Origin of the sequence: Echinicola arenosa, assembly GCF_014841125.1 — a bacterium.
In the GTDB taxonomy this organism is placed as follows: Bacteria; Bacteroidota; Bacteroidia; order Cytophagales; family Cyclobacteriaceae; genus Echinicola; species Echinicola arenosa.
This window is the reverse complement of the sequence record NZ_JACYTQ010000001.1, coordinates 999,827-1,024,907: the sequence shown is the minus strand read 5'-3', so window position 1 is coordinate 1,024,907 and position 25,081 is coordinate 999,827. Positions and strand designations below refer to the sequence as shown.

18 protein-coding genes and 1 tRNA gene are annotated in these 25,081 nt (G+C 40.2%); 13 read left to right on the top strand and 6 right to left on the bottom strand.

Features of this window, described 5'->3' with window-relative positions:
* Positions 1–91 precede the first annotated feature (91 nt).
* A complete protein-coding gene (locus IFO69_RS03840; RefSeq protein ID WP_192008472.1) occupies positions 92–643 on the top strand; it encodes a hypothetical protein in 552 nt (183 codons plus the stop codon).
* 127 nt (positions 644–770) lie between these two features.
* A complete protein-coding gene (locus IFO69_RS03835; protein ID WP_192008470.1) occupies positions 771–1,916 on the top strand; it encodes a trans-sulfuration enzyme family protein in 1,146 nt (381 codons plus the stop codon).
* Here the strand turns inward: IFO69_RS03835 and IFO69_RS03830 are convergent.
* From IFO69_RS03830 to IFO69_RS03815, 4 genes are read right to left on the bottom strand one after another with little or no spacing between them, the layout of a single operon-like run.
* A complete protein-coding gene (locus tag IFO69_RS03830) occupies positions 1,913–2,752 on the bottom strand; it encodes a hypothetical protein (RefSeq protein ID WP_192008468.1) in 840 nt (279 codons plus the stop codon). The two genes, IFO69_RS03835 and IFO69_RS03830, sit on opposite strands and share 4 nt — an antisense overlap.
* Positions 2,753–2,758: 6 nt before the next feature.
* On the bottom strand, positions 2,759–3,715 hold the full coding sequence (locus IFO69_RS03825) for a Smr/MutS family protein (protein WP_192008466.1): 957 nt from the start codon (positions 3,713–3,715) through the stop codon (positions 2,759–2,761).
* Positions 3,712–5,010: a cryptochrome/photolyase family protein gene (locus IFO69_RS03820; protein WP_192008465.1), complete on the bottom strand. Its 1,299-nt coding sequence runs from the start codon at positions 5,008–5,010 to the stop codon at positions 3,712–3,714. The genes IFO69_RS03825 and IFO69_RS03820 overlap by 4 nt, the downstream gene beginning before the upstream one ends.
* 36 nt (positions 5,011–5,046) lie before the next feature.
* Complete coding sequence (locus IFO69_RS03815; protein WP_192008463.1) at positions 5,047–9,672, bottom strand: translocation/assembly module TamB domain-containing protein; 4,626 nt, start codon at positions 9,670–9,672, stop codon at positions 5,047–5,049.
* Positions 9,673–9,678: 6 nt separating this feature from the next.
* Between IFO69_RS03815 and tsaD the strand changes: the two genes are divergently transcribed.
* The 9 genes from tsaD to rpsA all read left to right on the top strand — a co-directional run bounded on the left by tsaD (position 9,679) and on the right by rpsA (position 19,069).
* Entirely contained in the window at positions 9,679–10,692 is a 1,014-nt protein-coding gene (gene tsaD / locus IFO69_RS03810; protein WP_192008461.1) for a tRNA (adenosine(37)-N6)-threonylcarbamoyltransferase complex transferase subunit TsaD, read from the top strand.
* A 10-nt stretch (positions 10,693–10,702) separates the two neighbouring features.
* Positions 10,703–11,167, top strand: a complete 465-nt coding sequence (smpB, locus tag IFO69_RS03805; RefSeq protein ID WP_192008457.1) for an SsrA-binding protein SmpB — start codon at positions 10,703–10,705, stop codon at positions 11,165–11,167.
* Complete coding sequence (locus IFO69_RS03800) at positions 11,133–11,945, top strand: C40 family peptidase (protein ID WP_192008452.1); 813 nt, start codon at positions 11,133–11,135, stop codon at positions 11,943–11,945. The genes smpB and IFO69_RS03800 overlap by 35 nt, the downstream gene beginning before the upstream one ends.
* Before the next feature lies 1 nt (position 11,946).
* Positions 11,947–12,462, top strand: coding sequence for an HNH endonuclease (locus IFO69_RS03795; RefSeq protein ID WP_192008450.1), 516 nt, complete (start codon positions 11,947–11,949; stop codon positions 12,460–12,462).
* Between the two features lie 96 nt (positions 12,463–12,558).
* Positions 12,559–13,875, top strand: a complete 1,317-nt coding sequence (locus IFO69_RS03790; RefSeq protein ID WP_192008448.1) for a gluconate:H+ symporter — start codon at positions 12,559–12,561, stop codon at positions 13,873–13,875.
* 63 nt (positions 13,876–13,938) lie between these two features.
* The gene (locus tag IFO69_RS03785; RefSeq protein WP_192008446.1) at positions 13,939–14,400 is read left to right on the top strand and encodes a RidA family protein; all 462 of its coding nucleotides are present in this window, start codon (positions 13,939–13,941) and stop codon (positions 14,398–14,400) included.
* Complete coding sequence (locus IFO69_RS03780; RefSeq protein WP_225443970.1) at positions 14,400–15,521, top strand: D-TA family PLP-dependent enzyme; 1,122 nt, start codon at positions 14,400–14,402, stop codon at positions 15,519–15,521. The genes IFO69_RS03785 and IFO69_RS03780 overlap by 1 nt, the downstream gene beginning before the upstream one ends.
* Before the next feature lie 82 nt (positions 15,522–15,603).
* Entirely contained in the window at positions 15,604–16,674 is a 1,071-nt protein-coding gene (locus tag IFO69_RS03775; RefSeq protein WP_192008444.1) for a dipeptidase, read from the top strand.
* 619 nt (positions 16,675–17,293) lie between these two features.
* On the top strand, positions 17,294–19,069 hold the full coding sequence (rpsA, locus tag IFO69_RS03770) for a 30S ribosomal protein S1 (protein WP_192008442.1): 1,776 nt from the start codon (positions 17,294–17,296) through the stop codon (positions 19,067–19,069).
* Between the two features lie 108 nt (positions 19,070–19,177).
* Here the strand turns inward: rpsA and IFO69_RS03765 are convergent, their stop codons facing one another.
* Positions 19,178–20,050, bottom strand: coding sequence for a DUF72 domain-containing protein (locus tag IFO69_RS03765; protein WP_192008440.1), 873 nt, complete (start codon positions 20,048–20,050; stop codon positions 19,178–19,180).
* A gap of 181 nt (positions 20,051–20,231) precedes the next feature.
* Positions 20,232–20,302, bottom strand: a tRNA-Cys gene (locus IFO69_RS03760).
* Positions 20,303–20,672: 370 nt separating this feature from the next.
* Between IFO69_RS03760 and IFO69_RS03755 the strand changes: the two genes are divergently transcribed.
* The gene (locus IFO69_RS03755; RefSeq protein ID WP_192008438.1) at positions 20,673–21,935 is read left to right on the top strand and encodes a c-type cytochrome; all 1,263 of its coding nucleotides are present in this window, start codon (positions 20,673–20,675) and stop codon (positions 21,933–21,935) included.
* 39 nt (positions 21,936–21,974) lie between these two features.
* Positions 21,975–25,064: a TAT-variant-translocated molybdopterin oxidoreductase gene (locus IFO69_RS03750; RefSeq protein ID WP_192008436.1), complete on the top strand. Its 3,090-nt coding sequence runs from the start codon at positions 21,975–21,977 to the stop codon at positions 25,062–25,064.
* Positions 25,065–25,081: the final 17 nt, after the last annotated feature.

Sequence of the window (25,081 nt, the reverse complement as noted above, 5' to 3'; positions counted from 1 at the left end):
AATTTTACCTTTTTAGAATTCTGGGCATATGTTTTGATTTGGACTAAAAGATCTTTGCTTTTGTCAATTTAACCTTAACACTTTTTGATCCATGAAAAAAGAAATAAGCTTACTGCTATTATTGATGTTGTTTGCCACATCAGCCTTTTCACAACAAAAAGATAAAGTCCTCATTACTTTAAATGGAGTGAATGCATTTGCTTCGAAAACTGAAATTCTCCAACAATTTGGAGAGCCCATTGCCATTACCAAACCAGACTATGAATGTGGTTTTTTGTCTTCGGATGAACAAGGGGAGGTCTTTTATTCTTTGGAGTATGATGGTTTCACATGGACGGGAAATGGGAAGCGAGACTATGTTTTGGAAGAATTAAAAATAGGAAAGGTAGATAGCTTATTGATTAAGTTCCAAGGTGAATTGGTAAGCCAAAATACAAGCAGTGAGAAGTTGTTAGAAATAGTGGGTAATTTAGAGGTAAGTGTTGATAAGAGCAAAGGAGGGCGTAATGAATGGTTTAAGTCGACCTTGAAGAATAAGGGAGTGGAGGTGTTTTGCATCACGGTTCCTTTATATGATGATGCTTATCATTTTTATTTTGTAGATGACCGATTGGATTTGATAGCGTATTGGTCCCCTTATTGATTTGGGTTTGCAAGATTGTCTCTTTGGTTCTGATGTGTTTTTTTGGATTTTTTAGGAAAGAGAACGGTAAATTTGTTTTCTTTGGTTGAAGTTCAAGAGCAAAAAAGCAGAAAAGACGAATTATACTATGAAATTTGGAACGAAAGTAATTCATGCAGGCGTAGAGCCTGATCCATCTACTGGTGCCATCATGACACCGATATTTCAGACTTCCACTTATGTACAAAAGTCTCCTGGTCAGCATAAGGGCTATGAGTATTCCAGAACCCATAACCCTACTCGGACAGCCCTTCAAAATAGCATCGCTGCTTTGGAAAATGGGAAGCATGGTTTGTGTTTTTCTTCCGGGTTAGGGGCGATTGATGCCGTTATTAAACTTTTAAGTCCAGGTGATGAAGTGATCAGTACCAATGATCTTTATGGTGGATCTTACAGGATTTTCACCAAGGTCTTTGCTAAATATGGGATCAAATTTCATTTCGTACCTATGGATGATCCAACTTCCATAGAAAAGTACATCAATGACAATACTCGCCTGATTTGGGCGGAAACGCCTACCAATCCCATGATGAACATCGTAGATATCAAAGGTTTGGCGGCCATAGCCCAAAAACATGATGTTTTGCTAGGTGTAGACAATACTTTTGCAACCCCCTATTTGCAAAATCCGCTTGACCTTGGCGCAGATTTGGTCATGCACTCAGTCACCAAGTATTTAGCTGGTCACTCTGATGTAGTGATGGGAGCACTGGTAGTGAACAATGATAAGTTGGCGGAGGACTTGGCGTTTATTCAAAATTCATGTGGAGCAACTCCCGGACCTCAAGATTGCTTTTTGGTGTTGAGAGGAATCAAGACACTACACTTGAGAATGGAAAGGCATTGTCAAAATGGAAAAACTATTGCAGGTTACCTAAGGAACCACCCTAAAGTGGACAAGGTCTTTTGGCCAGGTTTTGAAGACCATCCAAATCACGATATTGCAGTTGAACAAATGAGGGGTTTTGGAGGCATGATTTCTTTTAGCACCATTGGAGATAAACTGGAGGATGCCATGACGGTTTTGGAGAATCTTCATTATTTCTCTCTTGCAGAATCTTTGGGGGGAGTGGAATCCCTGTGCGGCCATCCTGCTTCGATGACCCATGCCAGCATTCCAAAAGCAGAAAGGGAAAAGGTTGGGTTGACCGATTCGTTGATTCGCCTAAGTGTAGGGGTGGAAGATGCAGAAGATCTTAAAAATGATTTGGCCGCTGCGCTGGGTAAAATCTAACCTAAAATATCAGAAAAGAGATGTTGACATTGGCTAACCACTTTGGTGGTTAGCTTTTTTTTGTTGCTTTTCAGTGAATTGATCAGCGCTTGATATTTCTTGGATGGTAGTTCTTCTTTTATAGAAAGAGTGTAAGTCAAATGTTGTAAAAAAAGGTGGTTTTGGTACCACTTGTAGAGAAGCTGACTGAGGTTATTCATATGTTTGTGCACCAATTCTGTGAATGTAGCATTCAGGCCAGAAACAATTCTAACATTTTCTAAGGTGATGATTTCCTGAAGACCTTCATAAATATCTTTAATCTCCTTAGCTTCCAGTTTTTTTTCGCTGTCAAATTTGAAGAATTCCAATTCCTCATTGATGATCTGGATTGTGGAGGTATTGATCATCAAAGGTCTTAAATTTTTACTGTGTTCAAAGGCCTCCCTGTAAAGCTCTTCCCATATATTCAAGGGAGTGGCCATGATGACATCATAAGCTTCGGTGTAAATGTTTTTCTTGTCTCTCAGAAGTTCTCTTTCATAAGAGGAAAAGTTAGTTTGCACCTTAATGGATTCTGCTACAAGAGCTTCTTGAATCAATTTGATGTGAAGGACTTTTTTGAGGCTTTTAAATAGTTCTTTATAAGGACCGAAAAGTTGAAATTTTAGCTTCTTTTCATTAAAGTGGATTCTGCTAAGCAAGTCAATGTATATCTCCAGAAAGATCAGTTTTTCTTCGAGCTCAATTGCCTTTTTTGACTTGAATAACTTGGTCAAGGAATAAAACAGTTTTTTGGCCAAAGTGTACTGTTGGTCGAAGAGCTGAAAGATGGGAGAGACTTGTTGAACCTGCATAGTTTTCTAGTTTATACGTACAAGAGTAGCACCATATCCAAACCGGCTCTTTTGGGTATCCTGAAAATACTTAATATTTTCCAATTGGCTCAGGTATTTATGGATTTCTTTTCTCAGTACACCGTTGCCCAGTCCATGGATAAAAGTGATTTCATCCATGCCTGATGCGATAGCATAATTAAGGTTCTTTTCAAAGGTCTCCATCTGTAGCTTGAGCATCTCGGTATTGCTCATAAACTCATACTCCTCAGTCAATTTTTCTATATGCAAGTCAATCTGTTTCTCTGGTCTTTTGAACTGCTTTGAGGTGACTTCTTCGGCTTTTCCCTCGTTGAGCGATTTGTTCAACTGTTGAATGTCCAGCGTTTTTACTTGTTGGTCAATCGCAAATAAGTAGCCTTTTTTTCCAGTTATAGGTGCGGTACTTTGACTTTTGAAGAATGAGGAAGCTTTGAATTTTACCTTTTTTTCAAATGGGGGAAGCGTTTTTTCCGCTTGATGGTTTATAGGGATAAACTGGAGGAAAAGGATGGGCCACTTTTCAAACTGAGGAATGGATTTTTCATCCATTTTTTTTGAAGTTTTAGCAGCAATGGTTCCTGAATCCAACGTTTTGGAGTTGTCTCCAAAAACTTCCGAAGCGACAAATATATAATCCTTTTCACTGTTGTTGATCAGATGAAGGCTAAGGTCTTTGTCATTTATGGGGACATAGCTAAGGTATAAACCAGCGTCCATTTGAGGGCTCTTAACAGCCTTTAAAGGGGCCTCTTTACCTGATGAGATTTTTTCTTCTCCGAAATATTGCTTTTCGGTTTCATGGATGACCACCACCTCATTTTTCATGGCTGGAATCCGGAAACCATCTTCGATTTCTATTTCAATCCTACCGCTTCCGGAAATTTTGGTGATGGTACCTTCTTCGTTTCCGTGCAACAAGCGCACTTTGTCTCCTATATTCATTTTTCTAATGCTGATTTGTAAGTTTTTAGTGCTCGCTCACGAGCCATTTTATGGTCTACTATTGGATCAGGGTATTGGTCACTGCCATATTCTTTGACCCATTTTTTAATATATTTTAAGTCTTTGTCAAACTTTTTGACTTGAGATGATGGGTTGAAAATCCTAAAATAGGGTTGGGCATCCGTTCCAGTTCCTGCAGCCCATTGCCAGTTGCCATTGTTGGAGGCCAATTCGTAATCCAGTAATTTCTTTGCAAAATACGCTTCTCCCCAACGCCAGTCAATTAAAAGATGTTTGGTTAAGAAACTTGCCACAATCATTCTGACCCGATTATGCATATGGCCGGTTTGGTTGAGCTCCCTCATGCCAGCATCAACAATCGGATAACCTGTCTGGCCTTCACACCATTTATAGAATTCCTCTTCATTGTTTCTCCAAGGAATTTGATCATATTTTGATTTAAAGGATTCTTCTATTACTTGGGGATTGTGATAAAGTATCATCATAAAAAACTCCCTCCAGATCAATTCGCTTAGGAAAACCTCATTTAATTTTTTGACCTCGAGGGCTAACTTCCGTACACTGATGGTGCCAAAGCGGAGATGAATACCCAGTCTTGAAGTATGATCAAGTGCTGGGATATCCCGGTTTTGGTCATAGGCTTTTATAAGCTCCTTGTCAATTTCCAATGCGGGAAGCTGTATGTCTGTAGCTTCAAAACCTAGCTCTTTGAGCTCTGGAAGGTCTTGAGGATCGGTTTGATAAAGCTTTTTGAAATTGACCTGATGAAGAGAAGGAGGGTTTGCATTGAATTTTTGTAGCCATGTATTTTTATATGGGGTGTAAACTTTGTAAAAGCTTCCGCTTTCATTCAAGATTTCATCTTTTTCAAAGATCACTTGGTCCTTAAAGTCAAAGAAATCTATTTTTTGATCTTTTAGAAGCTTCTCAACGGCCTTGTCTCGAGAAATAGCATAAGGTTCATAATCCCTGTTGGTATAAACGTTTTGGATGTCGTATTGCTCTATAAGGGTTTTAAAAACCTCTACGGGTTTTCCAATCTTGGTTAAAATAGAAGAACCATTATCTTGGAGTGATTGGTTGACTTTCTGTAGTTCTTGGAGAATAAACTCTACCCTGGCGTCTTTTTTATCTTCCAGCTCATCTAAAATTTGGGAATCAAAAATAAAAACCGGAAGGACATTTTCTTCATTTTGACAGGCATAATAGAGTGCTGTATTATCTTCAAGCCTAAGGTCTCTTCTCATCCAAAAGAGTGTGATTTTTTCCTTCATATTTCAAGTTTGTTTACCTTAGAATCAAAAAGTCCTTTAATTGTTTGGAGAAGCAAGTTTATTTTCATCTTTTGGCTTAGCATCAATGATATTGATCTTTATTGAATCAGCAGGACTGATAGGGTCTGGCGCTGTAGGTGTAGAGTTGTTTTGGTAATCGTACCGCAAAAAATCATCTGTGTCATTAATCAGTAATTTTTCTTTTTTACTTCTTCCAATATTTTGGAACAACTCCTTTAAAGAGCTAAAAAGCAAAGTCTGGGATACAGAAACACCATAGGTATTTACCCTGTCCGTAATATTTAAAGTGGAAGTGAAGGAATTGAAATTGTTTCTATTGTAAATTCTAATTCTGTACCTGCCATCGTCCGTGATGAGGTATTCAGCTTGCCAATCCCCTGCAATACTGCTGAAATCCGCATTGCCTTGTGGATCTGTGAAGCTCCCGTCACGGGTTACCCTTAATCTTCCATCCAAGAATGTGTAAGCCACCCTGAGCTGAAAAGTCTCTAAAGCGGTATTATCCAAAGACGCAAGATCAATGTTGATTTCGAGGTTTTGGTCAACTTGTGATATCAAGGCATTTAGCTGGGAAGAAACCAACTGGCTGAGGTTGGAGAAGCCAATTCCAGCACTGTTAAATTGCCCTTCAGGAGAGAACCTTCTTAGCATGATCAAGGAGAAAACCTGTCTGTTTTTTTCCTGCTCATCATTGGCAATTCGGTTTTTGAAAGCGGAAATGGTGGTTTGGCTTTCACCATCAGGAAACTCTGAAAAGTCAAAATCAAAGTTGATGTCAGGAGTAAGCAGCGGTCCATCCAAGTCCATAATTACTTTAACAGGATACCTCCTGTACAGTTGTGAATTATCAAATTCTGAATTGGAAGTTTGTGTGTTTTGTAAACTGGTCAGGGAAACATTCTCTTCATAGGTAGCTTTGATGTTCATTACTCCCCCGTAAGGGTCGCCGTACCATGAGATCCTTCCTCCCGGTAGAATTTCAAATTGACGGTTGATGATATTGTAAAGGGAGAAATTGTATTTGGCATCCACGATTTCATAATCGCCGGTCATGCTAAAATTGCCTTGCGTGTCAATATTGAGATTCAGAACTCCTCTTCCTCTCCCTTGGATATTTTCGCCTGTACGAGGATCGATTTGAATTTCAGTGTAAGCATCAGGCGTGACATCCAATACAAAATTCATTCGGACATTATCTATTTCCAGTTTTTCTACAGCCTCTTCAATTTGAATTTCCCTAGTGGTATCTCTTACATTAATAATGTTGATAAATTCTTCTTGGGCTTGACCTTCTGATTCTCCTATTGGGATATAAATTTTGGTGTTAGGTCTTGTTGTGGCGTTTGCTGTAATGTCGAGGTTGCTGGCCGCTCCGAAGATTTCTAATTTTCCACTGGCATAGGCAGTTCCGTAAAAGAGATCATTGTCACGTGAAGAAGTATTGAGGACTTGAAAATTATTTAAATCTGATGAAATATCCAGAACAAAGTTTTTAAAACCATCATGGGCAATTCCTCCATTCATTCTAGCCGTGTTGCCTTGGATATCAGTAATATTTAGGCCTTTGAAACTAATTTCATTCGGAGTGAAATTGATGTTCCCATCAACGGTATAGTAGGTGTTTAGGTAATTGACCTTGACCCCACCACCTGTCAGTTTTCCTATGCCTCTTACGTTAGGTTGTTTTAGGGTGCCTGTCATCTCGATGTTTCCAGAAACAGTTCCTCCAAATTCAGTTAAATAATCAGAAAGGAAGGGTTCCAATATATCCAGTTTGGTATTTTCGAAATTACCTTCTAAGGCTAACTGATCATCATTTGTATTGAGAAAACCAGTGATTTCAACTGTTTTTTGATCATCCCTGTAATTGGTGAGGTTCAGGTTAACTTTTTCGTTTTCAAAATAGGTGGCAGCTTCCAAGTTTCCAATGAGAAAATTGTTGATACGCAAGCTGTCCAGCGTGATACTGCCATAAGAGCCAGCTCTTTCTGAAAAATTGTTGAAAGCAAATATGCCATTGGCGGTGCCTTGATACTGTTTGGTATCAAAAGTATTGAGAAAATCCAAGTTGACATCATTGATCTCAAAACTGAGGATTTCTTCAGGGTTTTCATTAATTCGCCCGTTTAAAGCCAGGAACTGTCCATCATTGGAGAGCTTCAAATTATCAAAATCTATTTGCCCTTCTGAGATGACAATTGAATTATCTTCATCAAACTCCCAGTAATTTTCCAGTATTTTAATATCTGAAGGAGCGAAAACTATTGATGTTTGAGAGGGAGACAATTGAATCTCACTTTGGATCTGTGCATAACTATCAGTCTTAAGCTGGTCTATGCCTAGGTTGAAATCAATGGCAGATTCATCCCAAATGGCCTCCATACTGAGATTGTTGAAGACCACGTCTTGCGTAAGCTGCTGCTCTTTGGAGTTGATGTAAAAAGCAGCCAGTACTTCCCTTGAATTTCTGATTTTGGAAGTGTTAAAATCCAGATCATTTTCGAGAAAGATTTTGCTGTCATATTGAATAGTGTCAATCCCTGAGTAGAAGTTGAAAATGGTGTTTTCTACAGTTTGGTAAAAAGCTCCTTCAACAGAGGTGTTTTTTGAAATATAAAGGGATGGCACAAAGAGCTGTACAATAGGATTGATATCGTTTAGACTCATGTTAATGTCCAAGTTATATTCATTGAGTCCTTCCAATTTGTCTGGCTTTTTCTCGATGTCTGTGTTGGTGATTATGGCCAGGTAGTCATCAAGTAAGTATTGAATGTCTCTATAAACTTCTTTGGCCTGAAACTTTCCTGATATACTTGCTACTAGTAAATCAGAATTGAGGGAAATCATTCTCGTTTCTTCAGCAAAGACTGATTGAAAGAAGAAATTGTCAATAGCAAGGTTCCTTCCCTGATGGCTGATCAAAAGGTCTCTAAAGCGAGCGATTCCTTCTACTTTATCCAAATCTGTACCCTTGGTGTCCAACTCTACTCCACCACTTACAAAGAATTCTTTTTCTGTTAAATGAAGATTTTGCAGAAAGACGGTGTCAAGTTTGGCAGAAAGTCTCGCAGAATCTTTTCCATTTCTAAGGTCTAAAATGCCATCAAGACTCATTTTTAAATTGGGGTCTTTAATAGTTAGCCTTCCTTTAAAAAGGTCCTTGCCATAGGTGGCATTGGTGGTAATTTCTGTGTAATTGTACTGGTTGATACCTACTTTGCTTACTTTTGCGTCCAACTCCAATAAGGCCGTTTCCAATGTGGTACCTGTTCCTCGGAGGTTTCCTTTGAGAGAGATTCTTTGGTAGGTCTCACGGTCTTCCATGATTCGTCCTAAATCCAGGTTGTTGACCGTTAATTGTCCATAATATCTCGGACTATTGTCATCTATCAGGTAATTTAGTTTTCCAGCTACGGTGCCTATTTGTGTTCTGAATTCTCCCTTGGCTTGGAATCTGGTCAGGTAGCCGTTGAAGTCAGTGTCGAAGTGAATGTCCCGGAATTTACTGATTTCTTTACGGGACTTTTCATTCAAATAAGGAGCTAAATCCGTACTTGTGACACTGGAATTGACCAGGGAAAGTTGGAAAAAGGTACTGTCTACCTTGGGAAGGCCATCTATTTTGAATTGGCCAAATAATGCGCTCCTTTCACCAAATCTAATCAAAAGCTCCTCAGAATACAGGTCGCTGACTTTTCCCTTGATGGCTCCGCTGAGGAAAATACGGTCGTCAAAATCAGGGATTTTATCCGTGAAATATTTAAGGTCTTTGATGTCTAGTATGGACTCGTCCAATATCGCAGATATAGTCACTTGGTTGTTGAAATCGCTGAGCGATTTTATGTTCTCGTAACTAAATTTTAAATAGTTTTTGACGATGGTTTCATTGGATTTGAAAAACAAATCCTTGAATTCCATGGCTTGTCCAGAATAAGAGAAGTTGGCCAACAGCTGTTGGAATTCCATGCCAGAAGTGGCTTCCAAACCTCTTAGGTACCTAATGTCAAAGGAGATTTTTCCGTCCTTGGAAAGAAAATCCCTTGCTCCGCCTATCAAGTTTCTGAAACGGAGCCTAGTATAATCAAAGCCATCATCTATAGGTGTTTTTCTTAGGTCAAAAATATCCAATGACGTTCCTTCAAATGACATCCGGTCTATGGAGAATTGACTGGTACTGGCTGTTTTTTGTTTCTTGCGCTTGCCTAAAAAGCCATTGATTTGGTTGATGAACAAGGAAATATTGGGTAGGTCTTCATCGGGATGAGTCAGGAAACGGAGTTGGCCTCCTTTAAGTTGGATTTCATCCAAGCCAGGTTCATTACTGTCCAAAAGCCCTCTGAGTGAAAAGTCAATATAAACATCCTGAAAATCTGCCATTAAGCTGTCCTTTGGATCGTGAACAGTCAGCCCCTTAAGGTTGATGGCATCCCACCATCGTATATTGACTTTTTGAATTTTTGTTTCAAATCCAGTGTTCTTGCTCAACTGCTCCGCTAAAAACTGGGTGGCAGAGGTTTGAATCGAAGGAATTTGCAGGGCAATGGCGGCCAAGATGATAATTAGAAGGAGAAATACTGCTACACGAAGCATTCCCCTCAAAGCTTTCTGCAAAAATTCCGTAACTTTCGATTTCTTTTCCAAAGGATTATGAAGAATATTAATATACTCGCAATTGAGTCCTCCTGTGATGAGACTTCCGCGTCTATTATATCTGACGGCAAAATACTTAATAATATTGTCGCCACGCAATCGGTTCATGAAAAATATGGGGGGGTGGTTCCTGAATTGGCATCCCGTGCGCATCAGCAACACCTGATTCCAGTGATCCATGAGGCAATAGAAAGTTCTGGTTTGAAAAAAGAAGACTTGTCTGCTGTGGGATTTACAAGAGGGCCAGGCTTGATGGGGTCCTTGATGGTAGGGGTTTCCTTTGCCAAGTCTTTTGCCTATTCTTTGGGCATTCCTTTGATCGATGTGAACCACATGCAAGCGCATATTTTGGCTCATTTCATAGATGACCCCAAGCCAAGTTTTCCATTTATCTGTCTAACGGTAAGTGGAGGCCATACCCAGTTGGTGTTGGTGAAGGACTACCTGGAGATGGAAGTAATTGGGGAGACCTTGGATGATGCGGTAGGAGAGGCCTTTGATAAGACTGCTAAATTGTTGGGTTTACCTTATCCTGGAGGTCCGATGATCGATAAATATGCCAAAGAAGGAAATCCGGGGGCTTATAAGTTTCCACTGTCGGAAATGCCAGGTCTGAATTATTCTTTCAGTGGCATCAAAACGGCTGTCCTATATTTTTTAAGGGATCAGTTGAAAGTTAATTCATCGTTTATTGATGAAAATATGGTAGATATTTGTGCTTCTGTGCAGCATACTTTAATCAAGATGCTGATGCAAAAGCTGAAGCGGGCAGCAAGGGAATATAAAGTCAAAGACATTGCTATTGCCGGTGGCGTTTCTGCTAATTCAGGGTTAAGGAGTGAGTTGGGAAACCTGGCAAAAGAATTGAGCTGGAAAGTTTATATCCCAAAATTTGAGTATTGCACAGACAATGCCGCTATGATCGCCATGGCTGCACACTACAAATACCTCAAAGGAGAGTTTTGTGGGCTTGATGTCAGCCCAATGGCAAAAATGAAATTAGGAAAATAAGTAAATAGTAATGGCCAAGGAGAATAGGTTTAGTAAAACCATCAATATAAAAAATAGGAAAGCAAGTTTTGAATTTGAATTTCTGGATACCTATGTGGCAGGTTTGTCTCTAGTAGGAACTGAAATCAAGTCCATCAGAGAAGGGAAAGTTTCTTTGAAGGAAGCATATTGTTATTTTAGAAGGGGAGAGCTTTTTGTCAAACAAATGCATATTTCTCCTTATTCCCAAGCAGCACACTTCAATCATGATGCAGTTAGGGAGCGTAAACTATTGCTTAATAAAAGAGAGCTTGATAAATTAGAAAGTAAATTAACAGAGAAAGGGCTTTCTATCATTCCGGTTCGTATATTTATCAATAACAAGGGTTTAGCTAAACTGGAAATTGCCCTGGGTAGAGGTAAAAAACTTCATGACAAACGTCAGGACATAAAGAAAAAAGATGCAAAAAGAGAACTTGACAAAATGGCCTATTGATGAGAAATATGGAATATGCAGGCTAAGTTTAATAAGTGTGTATCAAGAGCCTAGACCGGGTGCCGGTTTATTAACACAGATACTTTTTGGAGAGACTTATGAGGTGGAGGAAGCAACCCCTGATCGTAAATGGCTCAAAGTAAAGGTAGAGGCTGATGGTGTCGTGGGCTGGATGCCAGCAGCCCAGTATGAGGCCGTATCTGAGGAAGCGTATAATTTTTATAAGGATGAGGATTTTCAAGTGGTGACTTCCCCTCTCTCGTCAATCAAGTTCAAGGGAGACCTCCTTTATATTTTACCAGGAAGTAGTTTACATATAGGTTCCAGTGAATTGTTTGATATGGATGGAACCATTGATTTTAAAGGAAATTCAAGACATTATAAGGACAAGGCCACTGGGGAAGAACTGGTGTCCCTTGCCAAGATGTTCATTAATGTGCCCTTTCTGTCTGGCGGAAGGGGCTTTTTTGGAATTGGGTCTGGGAGTTTTATCCAGCTTGTTTACAAGATTGGAGGCTATAAGGCTCCAAAGTATATCTCCCAATTTGTGGAAGCGGGAAAAGAAATAGATTATCGCGAAATCCAGCTGGGTGATGTGTTAATATTTGGAAATAACAAAGATATTCCGCATCATGCAGGAATATATATTGGTGACAGTCAGGTGATTCATGTGAAAGGCAAGGTAAGAGTAGATAAAGTAAAACTTGATGGAACCAAGATGACCAAAAACAATTCTCCTTTATATCAGGTTTTGAAAATCAGGAGATTAATGAAATAAGATGGAAAAGAAGGTATTGGTGCTCAACTTAGATCATACGCCTGTGGCAGTGGTAACAGTTCAGAAAGCGATGGTGCTCTCTATTCTGGAGAAGGTTAGCATTTTGGCCGATTACCCTTTTCTAAGTATTAGAACAGTGGACCAAGAATTTAAGTATCCTGCGGTAGTTAGGTTGGACGAATACAAAAATGTTCCTTACAGAGGTGTTTTGCTGAACCGGGGCAATTTATTCAAAAGGGATAATAATGAGTGCCAATATTGTGGTTCACAGAAACATTTGACAATAGATCATGTGGTTCCTCGTTCCAAAGGAGGTAAAAGTAGCTGGACTAATTTGATTACAGCTTGCCACCGATGTAATGTGCAGAAAGGGGACAAAACTCCTGAGGAAGTAGGCTTTTTGATGAAAAGACGACCTTTTAAACCATCCCTATCCTATTTTTTATCAGAATATGCGGAGAAAAATGCAGAAGAATGGATGCCATTTTTAGAAGTGAGGACTGTTCAGAGTGATTGAGAAATCTACATTGTTTTGATTGATTAATAATGATTTAGACCATTGTTTCACGGATTAATTTTTATATTGGTTTTTTAACCAAAATCCAACCTATCTGTGACCATATTATTTGTGCTGCTTAGCATAATGCTCTTAGTTTTGCTTATTGTTTGGGCAAAGATCAATCCTTTTATCGCTTTTCTGATTACCTCCATTACCGCTGGTTTTTTGCTGGGTATCCCTGCTCAGGATATTGCGGCTTCTGTTCAAAAAGGAATGGGTAATCTTTTAGGTGATTTGATTATCATCATCACCATGGGGGCGATGTTGGGGAAATTGGTAGCAGAAAGAGGAGCAGCCCAAAGGATAGCGGATTTTCTGATGAGAATTTTCGGAAAGAAATACATCCATTGGGCCATGATGCTAACTGGCCTGGTGGTTGGAATCCCGTTGTTTTATAATGTAGGTTTTGTTTTATTAGTGCCTTTGGTTTTTACTGTTGCCTACCAATACAAGCTTCCAGCGGTTTTTGTGGGGATGCCCTTATTGGCGGCTTTGTCCGTGACCCACGGTTTTTTGCCTCCTCATCCGTCACCTGCGGCCTTGGTGGCACAGTTTGATGCAAACATGGGGCTTACCTTATTATATGGGATCATTATAGCTGTGCCTACCATTTTGGTTGCAGGACCTATATTTTCCCAAATGTTAAAAAAGATTCCTTCCAATCCGCTAGAGACTTTTCGTGCCAATACTAAGCCCAAAGAAGAATTGCCAGGAACATTCAATAGTTTCTTTTCTGCTCTTTTGCCTGTAGTTTTATTAATTAGCACTACGGTTTTGACCCTTCAAGTGCCGCAAGATTACGCCTTATATCCTTATATTATATTTGTTTCTGATCCAGGCATGGTAATGTTGATCTCCCTCCTTGTGGCTACATTTACTTTGGGCTTAAAGATGGAAGTGGGAATGAAGGATTTGATGGACATCTATGTGGTAGCCGTCAAAGATGTTTCAATGATCATCTTGATTATAGCAGGAGCGGGAGCATTAAAGCAAGTCTTGATGGATAGTGGTGTAAGCCAAGTTATTGCGGATTCCTTAGAAGGATGGGATGTTCATCCTTTGGTATTGGCATGGACGATTACTGCGGTAATCAGGGTTTGTGTAGGTTCAGCTACCGTAGCTGGCTTAACAACTGCCGGTATCATCGCGCCGCTTATACATGGTACTGGCGTAGATCCTAATCTAGTTGTGTTGGCCATCGGTGCAGGAAGCCTGATGTTTTCACATTTTAATGATGCAGGTTTTTGGATGTATAAGGAGTTTTTTAATGTCAGCATCAAAGATACAATCAAGTCTTGGTCAGTGATGGAGACCATTGTAGCTGTGGTTGGGTTATTTGGGGTCATGTTATTGGATTGGATATTGTTTTGAGTTTGAAGTAAATTGGAAAATGGAAGATGCTGGTAAAAGGTATCACCAATAAAACATAGTAAAATGTCAGCAGAAGAGAATTTTAATAAGTTAGAATTGAATTTGCCTCCCGCACCCAAGCCTTTGGGAGTTTACAAGCCTTGTTTAATAGATGGTAAATATTTGTATTTGTCAGGCCATGGAACCGTCAAGGATGATGGGAATTTGATTATGGGGAGGATTGGGCAAGAACTGGATATTGAACAAGGTAAATTGGCCGCCAGACAGGTTGGGCTTGCCATGCTTTCTACCATAAGAGCTAATTTGGGGAGCCTCAATAAAGTCAAGAGAGTGATCAAAGTACTGGGGATGGTAAACTGTGTGCCTGAATTTGAGAGACATCCATATGTCATTAATGGCTGTAGCGAGCTTTTTGCAGCCGTTTGGGGAGAGGAAAATGGTATTGGGGTCAGAAGTGCTGTAGGATTTGGTTCCCTGCCCGATAACATTCCAGTGGAGGTTGAAGCCGTTTTTGAACTACACTGATGATGTTGGAAGACTCACAAGATTGGTATACTGTAAAAGGTATAGAGACGATAGATTCACCGGCCTTGCTAGTTTACCCTAAACGAGTAAGGAATAATATCAAGCAGCTAAAATCCATGGTCTCTGATCCTGAAAGACTGCAGCCCCATGTCAAGACATTTAAATGTAGGGAGGTCGTGGACATGCTTATGGAGGATGGGATCTCTAAGTTCAAATGTGCGACGATAGCCGAGGCAGAGATGCTGGCCATGGCAGGAGCCAGTGAGGTTCTGATCGCTTATCCAATGGTGGGGCCAAAAGTTAACCGCATGATCAAGCTGGTTTTGGCTTACCAGGATACGCAATTTTCATGTTTGGTAGATTGTCCGGAACAAGCTCAGCATTTATCAGATCATACGTATCAAGCCGATGTATATCTTCGGATATATGTTGATTTAAATGTGGGCACCAATAGGACTGGGATCGCTCCGGATGGAGGCGCTATGGATCTGTATGACTTTTGTAAAACGACGAGTCACTTGATCACCATGGGATTACATATTTATGATGGCCATATCAGGCAGTTGGATTTAGAGAAGAGAAAAGAGAAGTGTGACCAGGCCTTTGAGCCAGTCAACAGGTTGATCAGAACCATTAAGGAAAAGTATGGTAAGGATTTTAATGTCATAGCAGGTGGTACACCCACTTTTCCGGTTCATAAGGACAGGGAAGGTGTGATTTGTAGTCCTGGTACTTTTGCTTATTGGGACAAAGGATATCATGATGCCTTGCCTGAGCAACAGTTTGAATATGCGGCAGTGTTGCTTTGCAGGGTGATTTCCAGACCAGCACCGAATCTAATTTGTTTGGATTTGGGATATAAGTCGATTGCTTCTGAGGGGACTTTGGAAAGCAGGACTTGGTTTTTAGAACATCCAAAATGGAAGATTTTGAGTCATCATGAAGAACATATGGTGGTGGATATTGGAGAGGATTATTTGGTAGTAGGCCAAGTAGTCTATGCGATTCCTAATCATATTTGCCCGACTGTAGCGATGTATGATAAAGTTTTGACCGTAATGGAAGGGCGTCTGACTGGCTGTTGGAAGACCTTATCTAGAAAAAGAAAAATTAATATTTAGGGAAGATTTAGACTTGATACTGAATTTATTGTTTCTCTAATTTGAAATCAATTTTGATCGAGTGCTCCAATAACTAAAGAAAATGTTTACCATAGATGCCCATTTGGATTTAAGTATGAATGCCTTGGAATGGAACAGGGATTTGACACAGTCGGTTGATTCAATCAATGCTCGAGAAAAAGGGCAAAATGATAAACCAGATAGAGGAAATGCCACCGTATCATTACCAGAATTACGGAAAGGCAATGTAGGGCTGGTGGTCGCTACTCAAATAGCCAGGTATGTATCTGCTGATAATCCTTTGCCAGGTTGGCACTCTCCCGCTCAGGCTTGGGCACAAACGCAAGGTCAGCTGGCTTGGTATAAAGCCATGGAAGAGGTTGGAGAAATGGTCCAAGTGAAGGATCTGGAAGGCCTTGAGCGCCACCTTGATCATTGGCTAGACGGGCCATCAAATGAGAAGAAGCCTGTTGGGTATATATTGTCGCTTGAAGGGGCAGATTCGATTGTTGATCTGAGCTATCTCGAAAAAGCCTATGACTATGGCTTGAGAGCGCTTGGCCCAGCCCACTATGGTCCAGGAAGATATGCGCAGGGAACTGATGCGATAGGTTTTATGGGTAAGGAGGGACGAGAACTTCTAAAAGAGATGGAGCGTCTTAATATTATTTTAGACGCAACGCACCTTTGTGATGATAGTTTTTGGGAAGCAATGGATCACTTTAGTGGCCATGTGTGGGCCAGTCACAACAACTGTAGGGCATTGGTAAACCACAATAGGCAGTTTAGTGATGAGCAAATTAAAGAACTCGTATCAAGAGGAGCGGTGATTGGCGGGGCTCTGGATGCTTGGATGATGGTTCCAGGTTGGGTGAGGGGAAAGTCCACTCCTTCGGAAACAGGCTGCAACTTAGAGGTCATGTTGGATCATTTGGATCACATCTGCCAGCTAGCAGGAAATGCAGATCATATTGGTATTGGAACGGATTTGGATGGTGCTTTTGGAAAGGAGCAATGCCCCTATGATCTGGAGACTATTTCAGATATACAAAAAATCCCTAGCTTGTTAAAGACAAGAGGTTATTCGGAGGCTGACATAAAAAAAGTCATGCACGGAAATTGGCTCAGATTTTTAAGGCAAGCTTGGGGTTGAGGATAGTCCTGGTTCACCGAGAACAATTTTAGGTGGAATTTGAACGCAATTAAAAATTTGCTGAATTATCAAATTTAGTACATTTGATTTTACTGACTTTAATAGGCTTCTATGTTTTTGAAATAATACCAACACCATAGTTTCAGGTTTTAATGCTGGTGTATGGGCGTTTATTTCGTTCTATACTGGATTATTATCGATTGAAGGGGTTGGGTTTGATATCAAAAGAGGAGTATTTGAAGTCCTGGGGTTTTATCCACTTTAAGTATTTGTATGAATTAGTTTTCCTTAAAGGGGGCGAACCGGTGATGTATAAATAACTGATTTTTTGTTGGTAATTTTTAAGTATAAGGAGTGATGCATCTTCGGGTAATTTTGAATTTCTTAAAATACTTTCTAGGTAAGGTATTGAGAATCAGTTGCTGTTTATGAGAAGTGACCATGAATCCTATTCTAATTTTTTCAATTCAAATTGTTTGATGTTCTAAAAAATCAGTACCTTTGCAGTCCGTTCGGGTGGACGGTTTTCATCTTGCTTACAAGTAAGGAGGGAAATTCATAACTAAAAACCTCAGCCTGAAGACTCTAGGGCTGTTGAAAGTCAGAGTCATTTACTAATATGTCTAACAAAGAAGATTTTAACTGGGACAAGTTCGAAACCAAAGGTTTTGGTGAAGGTTACACTTCTGCCGAGAGAGCAGAGATGGAAAAACTTTATGACCAAACCTTGACTGAAATCAGTGAGAAGGAAGTAATCAAAGGTACTGTAGTAGGTGTCAATGATAAGGATGTGATCATCAACATTGGTTTTAAATCTGATGGTTTGGTGCCAAGAACTGAATTCCGTGACCTTCCTGATCTTAAGATCGGTGACGAAGTAGAACTTTTCATTGAAGAGCAAGAAAATGCATTGGGTCAATTGGTTCTTTCTAGAAAGAAAGCCAAAATGGTACGTGCATGGCAAGACATCGAAGATGCACTTGAATTTGATAATGTGATCGAGGGTCTTGTGAAAAGAAGAACCAAAGGTGGTTTGATCGTAGATATCTACGGTGTAGAAGCCTTCTTGCCAGGTTCTCAAATTGACGTGAAGCCTATCAGAGACTTTGATGTTTATGTAGGTAAGAAAATGGAAGTGAAAGTGGTTAAAATTAACCACGCTAACGATAACGTTGTTGTTTCTCACAAAGTATTGATCGAGAAAGATCTAGAGAAGCAAAAAGCAGAAATCCTAAACAACCTAGAGAAAGGTCAGGTATTAGAAGGTGTGATCAAGAACATGACCAACTTCGGTGTATTCATCGATTTGGGTGGTGTAGATGGTCTACTTCACATTACAGACATCTCTTGGGGCAGAATCAACCATCCAGAAGAAGTGCTTAACCTTGACGACAAAGTTCAGATCGTGGTACTTGACTTTGATGATGACAAGAAACGTATTTCTTTGGGTATGAAGCAGCTTACTGCTCATCCTTGGGATTCTCTTTCTGCTGAGTTGGAAGTTGGTTCTAAAGTGAAGGGTAAAATTGTTAACGTTGCTGATTATGGTGCATTCCTTGAATTGGCTCCAGGCGTTGAAGGTTTGATCCACGTTTCTGAGATGTCTTGGTCTCAGCACTTGAGAAACCCTGCTGACTTTGTTAAAGTAGGTGACGAAATCGAAGCAGTAGTACTTACTCTTGACAAGGAAGACAGAAAAATGTCTCTTGGTATCAAGCAATTGACTGAAGATCCATGGACTAAGCAAGACATGGTGACTAAGTACGCTGTAAGCACTAAGCACAAAGGCGTGGTAAGAAACTTGACTAACTTCGGATTGTTCCTTGAGCTTGAAGAAGGTATCGACGGTCTTGTACACGTTTCTGACCTTTCTTGGACCAAGAAAATCAAACACCCATCTGAGTACGTTAAGGTAGGGGATGAATTAGAAGTAATCGTTCTTGAACTTGATGTTGATAACAGAAGATTGGCCCTAGGTCATAAGCAATTGGAAGAGAATCCATGGGATACTTTCGAAGGTATCTTCCCAGTAGGTTCTGTTCACAAGTGTACTGTTGTTTCTAAAAACGACAAAGGTGCGGTTCTAGAGCTTCCTTACGGATTGGAAGGATTCGCTACTATCAAAAACCTAGAGAAAGAAGATGGTTCTCAAGTAGAAGTTGGAGAGTCTCTTGACTTCAGAGTAACTGAATTCTCTAAGGATGATAAGCGTATCGTTCTTTCTCATACTGCTACTTTCAAAGAAGAAGCTATTCCTGCTGCTAAGCCAGCCGCTAAGAAAGCTGCTCCTAAGAAGAAAGCTGCCGGTACTGAGCCTCAGGAGAAATCTACTCTTGGAGATCTAGATGCTCTTTCTGCTTTGAAAGAGAAAATGGAAGGTGGAGACAAAAAATAAGCGTAAGCTTATTCCGCTATAAAAGTAAAAGCATCCGCCACGGCGGATGCTTTTTTGTTTTTGCAGTAAGTTGATTTTTTATATGGATTTAAGTCGTGATATAAATCGCTATTGGTCCTCGTTGGGGATCTTTAAATCCAGATTAAATTGCTTGTTCAGTTTTTTGATAAGGTAAGCAGAAAGTAAAGGGGATTCCTTTTCAATGTTTTGATGTACAAAAAAGTAGAGTTTTTGCAGTCCCATCTCTCTCCAGCTGATGATTCTTTCCATCCAATCATCCAATCGGCTGTAATCGCTCTCAGCATTGGCTCCAACATAACGAATAAATGCAGTGTCATTAGTAAGTCTCATATGGAGCATGTCCCTCCTACCTGCTGTATCAACAACAATATTGGCCCGATTGTTTTCAACCAAAAGATTACAATATTTATTCAAAACCTCTTCATTGGCAAACCACTCTGCATTTCTCAATTCCAAGGCCAGTGGGATTTCGGGGGGGAATTCATTGACAAACTTCTCTACCCTGTCAAAATCCTTTGGTTTGAAATTATCATGCATTTGAAGAAATGCCATGCCCAGCTTGTCTTCAAAATTGGCAATGGAATCTGCGAAGGCCATGACAGGTTCCTGAACATTGATCAGGCGCTTGAAGTGGCTGACAGAATTAGGGATTTTAGGAAAGAATTTAAACCCTTCAGGTGTTTTGTCAGCCCAAGTCCTTACTTGTTCTATGCTGGGTGAACTGTAGAAAGTAGCATTGAGCTCAATAGAGTTGAATTGTTTGGAGTAATAAGTCAGCTCGTCTTTGGTGCCTCTTGGGTAGAACCCCTTTAGGTCAGACCTGTTCCATTTGGCGCATCCCACATATACTTCAAAGGGCTTGTCTGATTTATATTTATTGAGGATTTTTTTTGTTTCCGGATGGTCTTCCGGTAATGTAAAATCTATGGATGAAGGATCTTCAACACTTCCGAATTTCATGGTTTGGTCTTTTAAGTTTTATGGACCATTAATTTAAGAAAAATATGGAAAGAATAAATGTTCTTCTTGGTCAAGGTTGTCCGATAAACCACAGGGATGAAAGGAGTGTTGTTGCTGGAACGTTAAGGAAGATTGAGCTAAAAATAGAAAAAGCATCGTCATGTCGGATGCTTTTTGAGTGAGGTCGAGAGCGGATTCGAACCGCTGTACAAGGTTTTGCAGACCTCTGCCTAGCCACTCGGCCACTCGACCATCTGAATTGAGATGCAAATGTATAGATATTCTGATTTTATCCAAAATTGTTGAATTAAAATTTTAGTAATTTTTATTTCAATTCGTCAAACCATTTCAATCAGGTGAGCTTCGATATTGCAAATTGGCTGCCGATATACAGTTGAAATAAAACTAATTGCTTGAAACAAGTTATTTATAAAGGTTCTAAATAGAAATTCAAAAATAAGTTAAGGCTTTAAAACGCTGTTTTTCAGTATTATAGGTGGTTTTTAAACTTTGAGACAATTTGGTTGAAGCATATTATACGGGTTTGAAAAATAGAAGTTGGGTAGTACATTTGTGGGGAGTTTTAAAAACCGTGAAATAAACTGATTAAAGAGTTATAAATATGTCAATCAAACGCTCATTATTAAGTGTTCCGTTCAGATTTTGCAACATGGCGTTGATTTTTTTCCTTTTGATAGGAATAAATGCTTTTGCTGCTGACCCTGAAGTATCTGATAGTGATGAAGCCGTCAAGGCCGGTGAATCACTATTCAACGCCAACTGTAAGACCTGCCACAAGCTAGATCAAAAGTTCACGGGCCCTGCGCTAAGAGGGGTAAGTGACCGAAGAGATATAGCCTGGATTCAGTCATTTGTGAAAAACTCACAAAAAGTGATCCAGAGCGGTGATCCAACTGCTACTGCTCTTTTTGCGGAATTTAACAATACGGTGATGCCTGCTCACCAATTCTTAAGTGACGACGACGTAATGAACTTGTTGTCTTATATAGAATTTGGTGGTAAGGAAGAAGCTGCGGCTACTCCCGCTGAAGGAGCTGCTGGCGCTGCAACAGCAACAGGAGGTGTTCCAAGCGAATACCTAACCATTATTTTAGCGGTTTTAGTGGTTGTGTTATTGTTGATCCTAATTGTTTTGGGACTGATTGTTTCCGTGTTGACCAAATACTTGAACAAACAGCCTCTTGAGGAAGATGACAAAGAGTTTATCAACCAAAAGACAGATCTTAAGAAAGTATTCAGAAGTGATGCTTTCATAATCATTATCACAGCGATAGTTATAGCTCTTGTAGCAAAAACAGCAATTGACGGCTTGTTCTCAGTAGGTGTACAACAAGGTTACCAGCCTACTCAGCCTATTGCTTTCTCTCACAAGCTACACGCTGGCGATAAAGAGATTCCATGTCAATACTGTCACACTGGAGTTGAGATCGGAAGGTCTGCAAATATTCCTTCTCCTAACATTTGTATGAACTGCCATATGCACATTCAGAATGTGGAGGGTAAAGAAGGTGTATCCACTGAGATTCAGAAAATATACGATGCAATAGATAATGATCAGCCGATAGAGTGGGTAAGGGTTCATAACCTACCTGATTTGGCATATTTCAATCACTCGCAACACGTGAAAGTGGGCCAGATTGAATGTCAAACTTGTCACGGTCCTATAGAGGAGATGGAAGTAGTAGGCCAGCACAGTGCCTTGACTATGGGATGGTGTATTGACTGTCACAGAAAGACAGACATCCAAACTGCTGGTAATGAGTACTACGATAAGTTGGTACAGTTGCACGCTGAGTCTAAATCAAAAGATGCCCTTAAGGTGAAGGACATCGGAGGCCTAGAATGTGCTAAGTGCCACTATTAATTGAAAAATCTTTAAGAACATTCTTTTCTTTAATATAAAATGAAAGAAAATAAAAAGACATACTGGAAGGGATTAGAACAGTTGACAAACGATCCGGAATTTGTAAAAAATGCTGATCGCGAATTTCCTGAGTACCTTCCTATAAGCGGACAAGAAGAAGGAGGATCTTCTAGAAGAGACTTCCTAAAACTAATGGGTTTCAGTCTTGCAGCAGCATCATTGGCAGCTTGTGAGGCGCCAGTTAGAAAAGCTATTCCTTATGTGAACAAGCCAGCTGATGTAAACCCTTCCGTACCCAATTATTACGCGTCTACATTTGTAAGCGGAGGTGATTATGCTTCTGTAGTGGTGAAGACCAGAGAAGGTAGACCTATTAAAATCGATGGTAACAAGTTGTCTCCAATCACACAAGGTGGTGTAAATGCCATCGTGGAAGCCTCCGTGCTGTCGCTTTATGACAAAGAAAGACTTACTGGACCCTATAAAGGTGGCCAACTTTCAGACTGGGCAACAGTAGATAAGGAAGTGGCCGCAAAGCTAAAATCGGCCGGCAATGTTAAGATCGTAACCAACACCATTTTATCTCCATCAACTGAGAAGGCTATCCAAGCGCTTTCAGAATCAGTAGGAGGTGCAGAGGTCGTTACTTATGATGCTGCTTCTACTTATGGTATCACCAAGGCGAATGAAATGTATTATGGTGCCAATGTGCTTCCTAGTTATCATTTCGAAAAGGCTGATGTGATTGTAAGTTTTGGTGCTGACTTCCTAGGAACTTGGATTTCACCGATTGAATTTGCTAAAGGATATTCAAAAGGAAGAAAGATATCTACAGAGCATCCGGTGATGTCAAGACATTATCAGTTTGAATCTAATCTTTCCCTTACCGGTGCTAATGCTGACTATAGAACACCAATCAGAGCTTCTCAGAGTGGGTTGGCAGTTTTAGCACTTTATAATTTGATTGCCAAAAAAGCTGGAGCAGCTACTGTAAGAGCCGCAGCCGTTGAGGTGGAGCACTTGAGCAAAGCAGCCAATGAATTATGGGCCAGCAAAGGAAAGTCATTGGTCGTTTCCGGATCCAATGACCCTAATGTCCAAGTGATTGTAAACGCTATCAATGAACTACTTGAAAGCAATAATTCGACCATAAGCTATACCAAATCTGCTAACTTCAAGAAGGGTAGTGACGCCAATATGGCCAAGTTTACTGCTGACCTTGCTGCTGGAAGAGTAGGTGGTGTGATTTTCTATAACTGTAATCCAGTTTATGATTATCCTCAAGGTGAAACATTAGGGCAGGCAATAGCTAAAGCAAAAGTTTCAGTGTCTACTAACCAGACCATGAATGAAACTTCATCTTTGGTTCAGTACATTGCCCCAGATCATCATTATTTGGAATCATGGAATGATTTCAATCCTAAGGCTGGAGAATACAGTTTGTCCCAACCAGCTATTTCTCCTCTTTTTGATACCAGACAAGCACAAGAATCTTTCTTGACTTGGGCTGGCGTTTCCACTAACTATTATGATTTCCTTCAGGATAGCTGGAAAGTACTTTTCAACGGTCAATCAGAAGTCAGTACTTTCCAAGAATTCTGGGATAGAGCATTATATAACGGTGTATATTCTACGCCATTGGCATCTGAAGCTGCAGATTTGACGGCTGTTGGGGATGTTAATGCTGCCGCTGCTGCTGTTGGGAAAGCTTATACCGCTTCCAATACCGGAGCAGAGTTGGTGATTTATCAGAAAGTAGGAATGGGTGACGGTACTTTTGCAAACAACCCTTGGTTGCAAGAGATGTCCGATCCAATCACCAAAGCTACTTGGGATAATTACTTGACTGTTTCTCAAAAATGGGCCAATGAAAATGGTCTTAAAATGTTTGAAGGGGAAACCAAGAAAGCAAAAATTACAGTAAATGGTAAGTCGCTTATCGTTCCTGTATTGGTTCAGCCTGGACAAGCAGATGGAACCATCGGTTTGGCTCTAGGGTATGGACGTACGAAGGCTGGTAGAGTGGCCAACGGCGTAGGTGTTAACGCTTACCAATTGTTGGATGTCACTAAAGGCTTTGTAAACTATGACATTACTTCAGGAGTATCTATTGAGATTACTGCTGATAGTTATAAAATCGGACAAACGCAGACACACCAAACTTATATGAACCGTGAAAACGTGATTCAAGAGTCTGTTTTGTCAGAATATAAAAAGGATCCTTCCGCAGGCCGTGTTCATCCTGAAATTTACAAGGATGGTGAGTTTGTAAAACCTTCCAAAATCTCACTTTGGAATGGTCATAAGTATAGCCAACACCACTGGGGCTTAGCAATTGACATGAACTCATGTATCGGTTGTGGAGCTTGTACTATTGCTTGTCAAGTGGAGAACAATGTGGCAGTAGTAGGTAAACAAGAGGTGTTGAACAGAAGAGAGATGGCTTGGATCAGAATTGACCGTTACTACAGCTCAGATGCTGAGGCGGGAGATTTGGATGGTTTGGAAAAAGCTTCTGATAATCCTGAAGTAACCTTCCAGCCTATGATGTGCCAGCACTGTAACAACGCTCCTTGTGAGACCGTTTGTCCTGTGGCTGCAACTACGCACAGTTCTGAAGGTCTTAACCAGATGACTTATAACAGATGTATCGGTACTCGTTATTGTGCCAACAACTGTCCTTATAAAGTAAGAAGATTTAACTGGTTCAAATACCACGACAATAAAGATTTCGCTACAGTCAATGTGGCTCAAAACGATGATCTTGGTAAGATGGTACTTAACCCTGACGTGACTGTTAGAGCTAGAGGGGTTATGGAAAAATGTAGTTTGTGTGTGCAGCGAATCCAATCGGGTAAATTAGCCGCGAAGCGTGAGAAAAGAAAGATACAGGATGGAGAAGTGACTACTGCTTGTGCCGTGGCTTGTCCTACTGACGCATTGGTATTCGGTGATATGAACGATCCTAATAGCCAAGTTTCACAATTGTTGAAGATCAAGGAGAATACAACTTCAGCAGTGAAAGAGGTGAATGAGGAAAGAGCTTACCACGTATTGGAGGAAATCAACGTGAGCCCAAATGTGTGGTACTTCACCAAGATTAGAAATAAGGACAAAAAAGAAGCGTAAATAATAATTTTATAAGA

Bases quoted from the DNA above. Each gene is read 5' to 3' on its own strand.
- IFO69_RS03840 (WP_192008472.1), top strand. From the start codon at position 92: ATGAAAAAAGAAATAAGCTTACTGCTATTATTGATGTTGTTTGCCACA.
- IFO69_RS03835 (WP_192008470.1), top strand. From the start codon at position 771: ATGAAATTTGGAACGAAAGTAATTCATGCAGGCGTAGAGCCTGATCCA.
- IFO69_RS03830 (WP_192008468.1), bottom strand. From the start codon at position 2,752: ATGCAGGTTCAACAAGTCTCTCCCATCTTTCAGCTCTTCGACCAACAG.
- IFO69_RS03825 (WP_192008466.1), bottom strand. From the start codon at position 3,715: ATGAATATAGGAGACAAAGTGCGCTTGTTGCACGGAAACGAAGAAGGT.
- IFO69_RS03820 (WP_192008465.1), bottom strand. From the start codon at position 5,010: ATGAAGGAAAAAATCACACTCTTTTGGATGAGAAGAGACCTTAGGCTT.
- tsaD (WP_192008461.1), top strand. From the start codon at position 9,679: ATGAAGAATATTAATATACTCGCAATTGAGTCCTCCTGTGATGAGACT.
- smpB (WP_192008457.1), top strand. From the start codon at position 10,703: ATGGCCAAGGAGAATAGGTTTAGTAAAACCATCAATATAAAAAATAGG.
- IFO69_RS03800 (WP_192008452.1), top strand. From the start codon at position 11,133: ATGCAAAAAGAGAACTTGACAAAATGGCCTATTGATGAGAAATATGGA.
- IFO69_RS03795 (WP_192008450.1), top strand. From the start codon at position 11,947: ATGGAAAAGAAGGTATTGGTGCTCAACTTAGATCATACGCCTGTGGCA.
- IFO69_RS03785 (WP_192008446.1), top strand. From the start codon at position 13,939: ATGTCAGCAGAAGAGAATTTTAATAAGTTAGAATTGAATTTGCCTCCC.
- IFO69_RS03780 (WP_225443970.1), top strand. From the start codon at position 14,400: ATGATGTTGGAAGACTCACAAGATTGGTATACTGTAAAAGGTATAGAG.
- IFO69_RS03775 (WP_192008444.1), top strand. From the start codon at position 15,604: ATGTTTACCATAGATGCCCATTTGGATTTAAGTATGAATGCCTTGGAA.
- rpsA (WP_192008442.1), top strand. From the start codon at position 17,294: ATGTCTAACAAAGAAGATTTTAACTGGGACAAGTTCGAAACCAAAGGT.
- IFO69_RS03765 (WP_192008440.1), bottom strand. From the start codon at position 20,050: ATGAAATTCGGAAGTGTTGAAGATCCTTCATCCATAGATTTTACATTA.
- IFO69_RS03755 (WP_192008438.1), top strand. From the start codon at position 20,673: ATGTCAATCAAACGCTCATTATTAAGTGTTCCGTTCAGATTTTGCAAC.
- IFO69_RS03750 (WP_192008436.1), top strand. From the start codon at position 21,975: ATGAAAGAAAATAAAAAGACATACTGGAAGGGATTAGAACAGTTGACA.